General features: G+C 63.2%; 2 protein-coding genes. Both read right to left on the reverse strand.

All coding sequences use genetic code 11. The features are described 5' to 3' along the window. Positions 1-1093, reverse strand: a 1093-nt coding sequence (locus tag WBF82_RS14125; protein WP_424383624.1) for a PrsW family intramembrane metalloprotease, incomplete at its 3' end; no start/stop codon positions are given. After that, the coding region (locus tag WBF82_RS14130; RefSeq protein WP_424383625.1) for a hypothetical protein at positions 1071-1601 on the reverse strand (531 nt) is incomplete at its 5' end. The genes WBF82_RS14125 and WBF82_RS14130, both read right to left, overlap by 23 nt.

Consider the following 1601-nt stretch of genomic DNA (forward strand, 5'->3'; position numbering starts at 1 on the left):
ACTCCGCTGCGAGGGCATACGCAGCATTGAGCACGTAGCGGGCACGCTTACGTTCGCGGCCTTTACGGCTGGCCTTGCGATAAGCCTTGCGGGCCTTGCTGTTACCGGCCATCGCGTCGAGTTCGGCCGCGGTGATGACGTTTCGGGCCTCCTCTGGGGCCATCACGTCGCGGACAAACCCCTGTTCCCGTTTCACCGTCAACTTGTAAACCCGCGCAAGGATTACGAGCGCAATGACGATCACCGCGACGAGCAGCCCGATCAGCTTCAGCCCGCTGGGCCCGGCGACGGCGCCCAGCGAGTCCCATGTCCCGTGCAGCAGCATCGGTATCGCGACCAAAAGCAAACCCCGCCCGACTTTGCGTGGTTCGGCGGGCCGGCCCAGCAGATAAACCAGACCGGCGCCGAAGATCGCGCTGTAAAGAATGTGCGCGGCAACGCCACTGACCATACGAAGAACGATCGTGCCTATCGACGCGCCAACTTGATTCGCGCCGAACTGGGTGCCGGCCGAGGTCATCGCGTAGGTGATGTCCTCGACGATCTGGAATCCCAGGCCGATGAACGCGCCCAGGATGAACCCGTCGAACGCGGTTCTTACTTGCCGTGGCGCCAACGCAATCAGCAGCAGCAGACCCGAACCTTTCGCCCATTCTTCGGTGAACGGTGCGGCTAACCCGGGACCCCAATTCAGCGCCCACACCTGGCCAAAGGTCTTGCCGTACAAGGCGAGTATCGCGTCGTTGGCGTTTGCCGCCATCGCACCGGTGGCCGCGAAGCCGCCCCACAAAAACGCGACGACCATGAGTTTGGCGGGCAGTTTGGCGTAGTGGTCGATGTGTTGGGCGAACCACCAGAACAGTGCCGCGTAGATCGCGAAAGACGTCACCGCCAGCCCGATCGCCTCGCCGTAAGCGTCGTACTCGAGGGCGAGCGTGGAGATGAAGACCAAGAATCCGATCCCGACCAGCAGCAGATATCCCCAGAATGCCAAGTTGCGTGGCTGGTAGAAGACGAACCGCCTGCCCCACCCGGAGCGGTCCAGCGCTACATCGCGTGCACGATCAAGTTCAGAAAGCGTGGTCGTTGTCACCGCTTCCCTCTCCGATTTGGCTGATGCTGCCGATCATCCGCAAAACCGTGGCCGTGGGTTCCGCACCGACATCAGACGGTCCGGTCGCCACGGCTTCAACACCTCGTCCCCCGAAAACGAAGGCGGCGATGACGCCGACGGTGTGGGGTCCGGTGATCCCGACTCGCGCGCCCTGCTTGCCCTGATTGGTGATGATGGTGGTCGGCGCGCCGGTCACGTGAACTCCGCGACCGCGGTTGAGAGCCTCGGACGTTGTCTCGATTTGGTCGAGCAGCTGGTTGGCGTCTCCGCGGAATAGTCCGGTTCGGACCGTGAATTTCATGGCCCCGTCCTCGACGGTCGCGGTCGCCGGGTACTCACCGGACAACGGCGCGTGCCCGGCGCGCAGGCCGGAGGTGATGCCCCAGCCGGCCTCCGGAACGAATGTCACCTTGCCTTCGAGCTCCAGAACATCGCCCGCTTTGACGATGTCGTGGTAAGGCACGGTGGCATTGACGATGGGTAACAC

It is taken from the genome of Mycobacterium sp. (assembly GCF_049673265.1).
GTDB lineage: Bacteria > Actinomycetota > Actinomycetes > Mycobacteriales > Mycobacteriaceae > Mycobacterium.